The sequence below is a fragment of the Desulfobotulus sapovorans DSM 2055 genome, from assembly GCF_059569355.1.
Window position 1 is genome coordinate 20,057 of record NZ_JCANVJ010000033.1, and the last position, 9,047, is coordinate 29,103.

The following is a 9,047-nucleotide window of genomic DNA, read 5'->3' on the forward strand; positions in this document are numbered from 1 at the left end:
ATCAGGCCCCTTTCTGCTGTTCCAGGTAAAATTTCTCCCGTGCCTCCCGGAAGATATCGGAAAGTTCAATTTTGGAGGGGCAGGCGTAGGTGCAAAGCCCGCACTCCACACAATCCAGGAGGCCATGGGCCAGGGCTTCCTCCATGGCATCGGCGTGGAGGGCCTTCATGGTGAACTGGGGCAGGATCTCCACAGGACAGAGTTTTGCGCAGGTGCCACAGTTGATGCAGGCCCTTTTTTCTCCGTGGGTATTGCAGTCCGGCTTGAGAAAAGGGTCGGAAAGGACGGAAAGAAAGGTGCGGGATGCGGTATTTTTTTTCCATCCTGGCCGGAGAAAACCGAAAAATTCCTTTTCCCTGCCTTCGGGAATACGGGCAAGACTGGTTTCGTACATGCCCATGAAGCCGTCTTTTCCGGCATTGCGACCCGTGAACAGCCCGCCTGCGATGTGCCGGAAATCCCCCTCCTCGGTCTCAGTGGTCTGAAGCAGGTGGGAGACGGGGGCTCCGAAGCGGGTGCGGACATGGCAGGGGGTTCGGATGCCCGAACCCGCCAGGGCATAGGTACGGTCTCCGGGATAGGTTCCCGTTTCCAGGAGATGGGAGATCAGCAGCACATCTTCAGCCGCGATATACCAGGCCGGTTCCGGACGCATTGTCCTGTGCAGGTGGTAGTGTATCACTCCGGGATCCTGGGCCGGGTAGCGCCCAAAAATCACATGGTTGACAATCCCCTGACATTCATTGAGGGCAAAATTCTGATTTTCTCCGCAGGTGTAGACGATAAGCGTGGGTACCAGTTTTCTGAGAACCCGGATGCCGAAGCGGAAGGCTTCCAGCTGGCCTTCCAGGTAGGCCTGGGGCAGGGTGGAAAAGGGCCGGTGGGAACCCATGCGGACATAGAGTACCTGGGGCACCTCTTTGGGGTCGGCAATGGCCCGGAAGGGAAGGGAGCGGATCAGGGGCCAGAGTCCGCCTTCCAGCAGATGGGTGACGAGTTCGTCCCGGGACAGATCCGGCAGGTCTTCATCACTGATGGGCTGGAAAAATTTCCTCGTCTCCTTTTCATCCAGATGAATGACCACTGTCTGGAGACTGCGCCTGGAACCCAGGAGAATTTTCTCCACCACACCGCCGCCCGGAGAAAGGAAGCGCAGTTCCGGCCTCCTTTTGTCTTCGAAAAGGGGACTTCCCAGAGAGACCGCATCCCCTTCCTGCACAAGGGCACGGGGTTTGACAAAGGGAAAAGCCGAGGGAAGTACCGCAAGATGGGAGGGGCGTGGCAGATGGAAGAGCCGGACTTCGGGATTGCCATGGAACCGGGGCTGAACGCCGTTTGGGATATGAAGTGCCTTCATGAGCAACCTGTCAGGTTCTGAAACGCACCGGCAGCAAACGGCCGTTTCGGGTTTTTGTGGAGGGAACGCAGTTGGTGCATCGGAGGGAATTCAACGGACTGTAAAAATTTCAGGACTGGTATTGCATAGCACCTGAGCGCAGAAAAATAAAGGCGGGAAAAACAGGGATCCGCGTCGGGACGGGTAGCGATCCGGGATGCGGGCAGAGCGGCCGGTGGCTTTTTTCCTGCGGGCCGCCGGGGACGGCCCGACAAACGGATCCGGCACAGCAGGGAGAATCCGATGGTTCCATGCTGGAAAGCACGGTGGGAGAGCGGTGATTCGGGCTGGTCTGGAGGAAGCCGCTGGATTATTTTTTAGGCGAAACAAAAAGTATTTGACAAATAAATTTTGTTGATCCAAAAACAACTGCTGTTGCTTGTCTTTTTATCATCGGAGGAAGTGCCATGCGAGCCCGTGCCGTACAGACTGCCATAGAAACCCTTGTCACCGCAGGACAGCCCCTTTACATCTGGGGCCCTCCGGGTATCGGAAAAAGTGATGTGGTCCGGGAGGCCGCCCGGGCCCTTGGCCGTGAGCTGGTGGATATCCGTGCCCTGCTCCTCGATCCCGTGGATCTCAGGGGGCTTCCCCGCATCGACGGAGAAGGCCGGACATCCTGGTCCCCGCCGGATTTTCTTCCGGAATCGGGCCGGGGCATTCTCTTTCTCGATGAGCTGAACGCCGCCCCTCCCCTGGTACAGGCGGCCTGCTACCAGCTGGTGCTGGATCGCCGCATCGGCGACTATCGTCTGCCGGAGGGCTGGTCTGTGGTGGCCGCAGGCAACCGGGAGACCGACCGTTCCGTGACCCACCGCATGCCCTCGGCCCTGGCCAACCGCTTCACCCATGTGGATTTTGAGGTGCGTCTTGAAGACTGGGTGGACTGGGCCCTGAAAGAGGGAATGGCACCGGAGGTTATTGCCTTTCTCCGGTTCAGGCCGAGGCTTCTCCATGATTTTGATCCCGGGCGCAATGAAAAGGCCTTTCCCACGCCAAGGTCCTGGGCCTTTGTGTCCCGTATTCTCAATGCCACGAATGATGGGGAAATTCTGAAACCCCTTGTGGCGGGAACGGTGGGGGCAGGTGCGGCTGCGGAATTTTCGGGTTTTCTTGAGGTGTGCCGGGAGCTTCCCTCTGCGGAAAGCCTTCTTGCCGATCCCAGAGGCTGGCGTCTGCCTCAGGAGAATCCCGCCCTCCTCTATGCCCTCTGTGAACTTCTGGCCAGCCATGCCAGCCCGGAAAGCTTTACCGCCATTACGGAAATTGCCGCAGGTCTTCCCGTGGAGTTTGCCGTACTTCTGATCCGGGATTCCCTGCGTAAGGATGCCTCCCTGGTGGATACCGGGGCCTTTGTGGACTGGGCCGAAGCCCATGCGGAGATCCTTGTCTGATGCCTCTTCAGGAAAACCCGGAAGGGCCGGCCTTTCTCATCCGCAAGGCGAGAACCCGGCTTCTTCTCGATCATCCCTTTTTCGGAACCATTGCCATGGGCCTTAACCCCATGCCCGATCCGGACTGCCCCACAGCCTGGACCGATGGCCGTATTCTCGGCTACAGGCCCGACTACATCCGCCTTCTTCCCTTTGAGACCCTGAAAGGGCTTGTGGCCCATCTTGTGCTGCATACGGCCCTTGGCCATCCTGGCCGGAGAAAGGACAGGGATCCTGCCCTCTGGAACATGGCCTGTGACCACACCATGAACTGGATGCTGGTGGAAGCGGGGTTCAGGCTTCCCGAAGGCTATCTTGATGACCCGGAACTGCGTCACCTTTCTGCGGAGCGGGCCTATGCCCTGCTTGTCAGCCGCATGGAAAAGGAGGCGGGGCAGGGCAGGACGGAGCCGGGTTCCGGAAAAAACGGGGACGGGGAGGACATGGAAGGCGAGGGGCCTCAGGGCGAAAGGCTTGGCGGCAGCAGTGATACGGAAGGCAGCAGCAGTGAGGGCGTTTCGGACTCCGGAGACGGCGACAGCACAGGCCACGCGGATGAAAAGAAGAAGGCTGCGGATACGGAAAAAAACGGAGGCGGTGATCCCGGTGGCAGCGGCGAGGTTCGGGACAGCGACAGCCCCGGTGAGGGCCGGGACGGAGACGCTGCGGAAAGCGCTGCCGACTCTCTGGTGGCCAAGGCCCTGATGAGGGAACGGGACTGCGGGGATCTTCCGGCCAGCCTTCTGCGCGAGGTACGCCAGACCCTGGAGCCGGGTATGGACTGGCGCATGCTCCTCAGCCGTTTTATCGATCAGAGTGCACGCAGCGACTATGCCTGGTCTCCGCCCAACCGCAGGTATCTGCATCAGGGCCTCTATCTGCCTTCGGTGCGGAGCGAGGAAGCGGACCGCATTGTTCTTGTGGTGGATACTTCCGGCAGCATATCCGATAGCGAACTGGATCTGTTCTGCGCGGAAGTATCCGCCATCCTGACCTCCTTTGCCGGAGAGATTCTGGTGATGGGCTGCGACCAGACCGTGGCCGGGGTTTTTTCCCTCTCCCGTTCGGATCTGCCCTTAGAACCCCTTTTTACGGGCGGGGGCGGTACGGATTTCCGGGCACCTTTCCGCTGGCTGGAAAAGGAGGGGTGTGTCCCCCGCTGCCTTGTCTATCTGACGGATCTTGCCTGTTCCCACTATCCTGAAGAGCCGGACTTTCCCGTGCTCTGGGCGGTGTGCGGGGAAGGGAGGCGTGAGGCCCCTCCGTTCGGAGAGCTTGTGTATCTGGGAGGCGTTTTATAGCGGAAAAGTCCTGGGGCATGTGAAAGAACGCCCCTGGAACATAAGGGGCATATCATAGGGAGGAGAAGGGATGGACATTACCTGGAAGATTCAGAAAAAACGCGGCAACTATCGCCCGGTTCTGAGCTGGGTCATCACACTGGAACCTGCGGAAATGGGGCTGGCCATGGCACCTCTGGCCCTGGATACGGGCATTCCCATGCCGCCTGCGTACTGGGAAGCCCACTGCTATCCCGGCCAGAACGAGAGGGCAGGGGCCGGGCAGCAGGGAAGCTGGGAGGTGATTACCCCTTCCCACAGATCGGGAAAGGCTGAAGGCCGCATGATTCTCCCCTGGCGGGAGGACAATTTCTATCCTGAGGTGAGCGCAGGATTTGAACGGGTGCGCACTGCCATGGAAAAGGTTCTGGCCTCATCCATGCGCAGCCTTCCCATGGATGAAGAGGGCAAAATGGTTCTTCGGGACATGGTGAAAAGGCAGATGGCTCCGGGCCTTGTGGCAGACCGTATGCTGGGCGCAGCCATGAAAAAGGTGGCATGACGGTTCCGGATAGTGGAACGGGGCGGCGGTAGCCGGAGCGTATTTCCGATCCGGGACGCAAGCCCGTGTGGCAGAACAGAAAAGCCTCCTTCAGGGAGGCTTTTCTGCGTTCCGGCAACAAAAAGAAGGCGTCTTCTTTGCGGTTATGCCTTTTTGATTACCACCCTGAATCAGCCATGCAATCGCAGATTTTACCCCTGTAACATTGAACCCATCGTTCCCACGCTCCAGCGTGGGAATGCATCTTAAGACGCTCCAGCGTCTTGAATCCCGGAACACGGCCATGGCCCAAAAGCCTGTAGGACGTTCAGAAACCGGAAACTCCCCATATTTGGGTCTGGATCGTCCCGTCGCTTCGTCAGTACCCATTTCCCAGAAAAGGAATTCCCGAGGATACTGGCCTTGGGCGCAGGAGCGCCCGGTATGGCGTTCCCACGCTGGAGCATGGGAACGATAGCTGAAGCAAAATGGTAATCAGTTATGCCTTTGCGGGAAGTGAAGGCGAAACAGAAACTGGCCCCAGAATACGGTCTGTGAACCGGACATACCAGGCGGCGGACTGCACCTGAATGATATAGGCCATGGCCACCACCAGAGCAGCTTCTGCACCCTGAGGGCCAAAGGCATTGATGGCAATGGCAAGCGCAATGGACAGGTTGCGCATCACAGAGCCGTAAATCAGGGCAATGGCGTCATTGCGGGGCAAAAAATACCTACCGACCAGGGTGCTGATGCCAAAATTGATGCCATAGATCAGCGCCAGAGGGAGAAGAATCAGCCCCAGCATTTCCGGGGCTTCGGCAAGGGTTCGGGCTTTCAGGGCAATGGCGACAAAAACGATACCCAGCACACCGATGGTGGAAAGCCCCGGAAATTTGGGGGCGATGCTGTTTTGAAACCGGGGCTGACCATAGGCCCGGATGAGGGCGGTCTGGGTGAGAAAGCCTGCGGCCATGGGCAGAAAAACGATGAAGGCAATCTGCCGGACGACCAGCCCGACATCCACGGAAAGCGATGCCCCCATCAGGGTCTGGACGTAGAAGGGGGTGGCAAAGGAGCCTAAGGTCAGGCCGATGACGGTCATTTTGACGGCGGCCTCCACATTGCCCCTGGCAAAGCCTGTCCAGGAAATGGTCATTCCACTGGTGGGCACCAGCCCCGCAAGCAGCAGCCCCAGAGCCATGTAAGGATGATCCGCAAAGAAAATCCGACCCATGCCCCAGGCGAGAAAGGGCACGACGCCAAAATTCAAAAGCTGCGTGAGGATCTGGGCTTTGCTGTCGCCTCCTTCGAGAACCTTGCGGATTTTGAGGGTCACCATCATGGGATAGACCATGAGAAAGGTGAGGGGGACAATGGCTGCTTTCAGGGCGTCTGCGGGAAAAAGGATTCCGTAGGCAAAGCCCGCCCCCATCATGAGGGGAATGGCCAGGGTGAGGTGCTTGTTGATCCCAAGGATGAGTCGCCACATAAGAAACTCCTGAAAAAAGGGTGGGTGGAAAGTATCGGCTGGGATAGAAGAGTGGACTGAAAAAAATCCGTTACAGAAAAAGCGGAGAGCAGGCGTTTTTTTGTCTCCAGATTCTTATGTCATGCCGTTCCACAATGTTTTCAGGATGATCCGCAGTCCGGGGTTTTTTCTTTGAGGCGGCAGGGAAAAGCCCCGGATTTTCATCGGTTTTCAGAGGGGCAGTTCGTCAAGGAAACGCTCCATGAAGCGTTCAGCCGTGCGCTGCTGTTCCGGTTCCCCGTAGCAGGTCATGGACAGGGTGAGGCTGCCCATGTACCCGCTGATTCCCGCAGCAAGAACGGGAGGAAACATCGGGGGGACAAGGATACGGGCATCCAGGGGGGCTTTGTCGAAGATGAGATTCTCCGGATGAATCGGGCCCAGATTGGTAAGGGCGCTCTGAACAGCGCTTTTGCGGCAGGCCCATGGAAGTACGGCATGGAGGATTTTACGGAGCCATGCCGTGGGAAAGAGGGAAAGGGTGGGGGCCAGACCGATGAGGTCGCTCAGTCCCAGTCCGTTCTGTTTGCGTTTTTTGATAAAACGGGAAACCTGGTTCAGGGTGGTCTGAAAATCCTGTTCTGGGTCGGTTCGGATGAAGAGAATTTCGATGGCGCTGAGATTGCAGATGCTCTCCCCCCGGCCCTCCGGCAGGTAATGCTGTCTCAGATCTGCGGTGAAGATCAGACGGGAGAGGGCTTTTTTCTTTTTTCCCCCCAGATGCATCATCGCCCGGAGAAAGACGGTGATGAAAATATCGTTCAGGGTTACGCCGTGCTGCTGTCCGTAGTGGCGCAGATGAAGGGTCTGTTCCGGTGAAAGCCTGCGGGTGAGATAGCGTGGCCGTCCCTCACAGTGACCGGGCTGTTGAAAAAGGTGGCCTTCTTCGGATTTGATGATCCGGGCCTGGGTGAGCAGGTAGTTTCCATAGATTCGGGGGTAGCGGCGCAGGGGAACCTGCCGGAGAACCTGACGGATACTGCGTGAACCCTTCAGGTTCGGAGAGGGCTGCCAGTCCGGATCCTGTCGCAGCTTGTTATAGATGTCAGCGAGTCTGGCGGCGGTTTCCTTGAGCCCGCCGGCGTCGGAAATTTCATGGGCAATTTTCAGCATGAGGTGATCGCATGGCGGCTCGTTTTCCTGTTCAGATGTTCCCTTCCCATGATGACCAGACCAGAGACAGCCTTTAAGCAGCGGGCCGGTTTCCGGTAAGTGGGGACTCCGTAAAAAGGCCTCATATTCCAGTCTGGTCTGGGCGATGCTCAGATTTTCCCGCTCTTCCTGCGGCAGACGCACCCAGGAGGCCCCAAAGGCTCCGATGGCCAGACGGCATCCCAGCACAGGTTCCGCATCCAGCAGACGGGTCATGGCGGTACGCAGCCGGTTCGGGTCAAGGGGATGGCCGAAGACCATTTCCATGTGGATGACCATGTCTCCGATACAGCCAAAGCCAATTTCAACCTTGTCCAGTACGGCAAGTGGAAAACGACAGGGAATTGCAGGGTTCATGGTGGCCTCCTTCGGGTGGTGGGAACCGGGATGCTGCGGCTCTTTTTCCGGTCAGTTTTCAGGATCGGGGTGTCTGTATGGTATGAAGCCCTTTCTTTGGAACGCGGGTGTTGTTGGGGCGGTGGATGTTTTCGCAGGATAGCACTTTTTGTTGTCTCCATGGGCTGTTTTTTTGCCCTCCGGCTTCCGGAGTCTGCGAGGGCAGAGGGAAAAAGGGCTGTCCGGCGTATTTTCCGGATCGGCCTCCCTGGGCTCTTGTTTTTTGCAGACGTCGTGACTTTTTTTGTTTGTTCTCCTGGTGGGGATTGTTTAAGAAAGGGGCTATCATCACGATACCGGTAAAAATTTTCAGCTTCGCCTGATCTGGGCTATGGGAAAAGCATGGAAAGGAAGAAGGATGGAAAGCGAAGCGCGTCACGATGCCCTGCCTGTGGGGGCAAAACTCCATGTTTATGTCATTGAGTCGGTTCTGGGTTCCGGCGCCTTTGGCATCACCTACCGCGTGCGGCACAGCCATTTTGACAGCCAGCATGTGATCAAGGAGTATTTTCCGGAATCCGGGGTTCGGGATCCGGGAACCCGGCGCATCACCGTCCGCAGTCAGTCGGAGAAGGATGTTTTTACGTGGGGGCTGGACAGCTTTTTTAAGGAAGCAAAACTTCTCCATGGCCTGAGCCATCCCAATATCGTGAAGGTGAGCGACCTTTTCGAGGCCAATGCCACGGCCTATTTTGTCATGCCCTGGATCGAGGGACAAACCCTTCACGCCTGGATGAAGGAGAACCCGAAACCTGACCAGAAAGCGCTGGAATCCATCTTCATTCCCCTGCTGGAGGGCCTGAAATACATCCACGAAAAGGGGCTCTTGCACCGGGACATCAAGCCGGAGAATATCCTTCTGGCCTCCGCAGGGATGCCCGTACTCATTGACTTTGGTGCGGCCCGTCAGGCCATTGGCATGAAAAGCCGGGTACTGACCCAGGTGCTCACCCCCCACTTTGCCCCCATCGAGCAGTACGGCAACAAGGGGAATTTCACGGCCAGTCTGGATCTCTACAGTTTTTCCGTCTGCCTGTACCAGTGCATCACAGGGGTTCTTCCCGATGTGGCCACAGACCGTATACTGGAGGATAGCCTTGTTCCCCTTGGGGGCAGTGCCTATGAAAGTGACTATACTTCAGCCTTTCTGTCGGGCATTGATAAGGGCCTTGCCCTGCGTGCAGAAGAGCGTCATCCGGATGGTTTTTCCATGCAGAAGGCTCTTCTGGGGAAGGAGGGGAAAGAAGGGCCATCCGGATTGTCGGCTGCCCCCAAAAAACCGGTGAAAGAGGATACGGAAACTTTTGTTCCTTTGGGA

At 57.5% G+C, this 9,047-nt stretch carries 7 protein-coding genes; 4 read left to right on the forward strand and 3 right to left on the reverse strand.

Annotated features, from left to right (window positions below):
* Position 1: 1 nt before the first annotated feature.
* Positions 2-1,357 carry a 4Fe-4S dicluster domain-containing protein gene (locus BR04_RS15805; protein ID WP_496356989.1) on the reverse strand — a complete coding sequence of 452 codons (1,356 nt, stop codon included), beginning with the start codon at positions 1,355-1,357 and terminating at the stop codon, positions 2-4.
* A 446-nt stretch (positions 1,358-1,803) separates the two neighbouring features.
* Between BR04_RS15805 and BR04_RS15810 the strand changes: the two genes are divergently transcribed.
* The 3 genes from BR04_RS15810 (at position 1,804) to BR04_RS15820 (ending at position 4,671) form a co-directional block, all read left to right on the forward strand.
* Complete coding sequence (locus BR04_RS15810) at positions 1,804-2,790, forward strand: AAA family ATPase (RefSeq protein WP_496356990.1); 987 nt, start codon at positions 1,804-1,806, stop codon at positions 2,788-2,790.
* Positions 2,790-4,130, forward strand: a complete 1,341-nt coding sequence (locus BR04_RS15815) for a vWA domain-containing protein (RefSeq protein WP_496356991.1) — start codon at positions 2,790-2,792, stop codon at positions 4,128-4,130. Before BR04_RS15810 ends, BR04_RS15815 begins: the two co-directional genes overlap by 1 nt.
* Positions 4,131-4,200: 70 nt before the next feature.
* Positions 4,201-4,671 (forward strand): hypothetical protein, encoded by a 471-nt coding sequence (locus BR04_RS15820; protein WP_496356992.1) that lies wholly within the window; start codon positions 4,201-4,203, stop codon positions 4,669-4,671.
* Positions 4,672-5,149: 478 nt separating this feature from the next.
* On the opposite strand, the gene BR04_RS15825 is transcribed toward BR04_RS15820, so the two are convergent.
* Positions 5,150-6,142: an arsenic resistance protein gene (locus BR04_RS15825; RefSeq protein ID WP_496356993.1), complete on the reverse strand. Its 993-nt coding sequence runs from the start codon at positions 6,140-6,142 to the stop codon at positions 5,150-5,152.
* A 210-nt stretch (positions 6,143-6,352) separates the two neighbouring features.
* Positions 6,353-7,690, reverse strand: coding sequence for a hypothetical protein (locus tag BR04_RS15830; protein WP_496356994.1), 1,338 nt, complete (start codon positions 7,688-7,690; stop codon positions 6,353-6,355).
* A 397-nt stretch (positions 7,691-8,087) separates the two neighbouring features.
* On the opposite strand from BR04_RS15830, the gene BR04_RS15835 reads away from it, so the two are divergent.
* Positions 8,088-9,047 (forward strand): serine/threonine protein kinase (locus tag BR04_RS15835; RefSeq protein ID WP_496356995.1); only part of this gene is annotated, 960 nt, incomplete at its 3' end.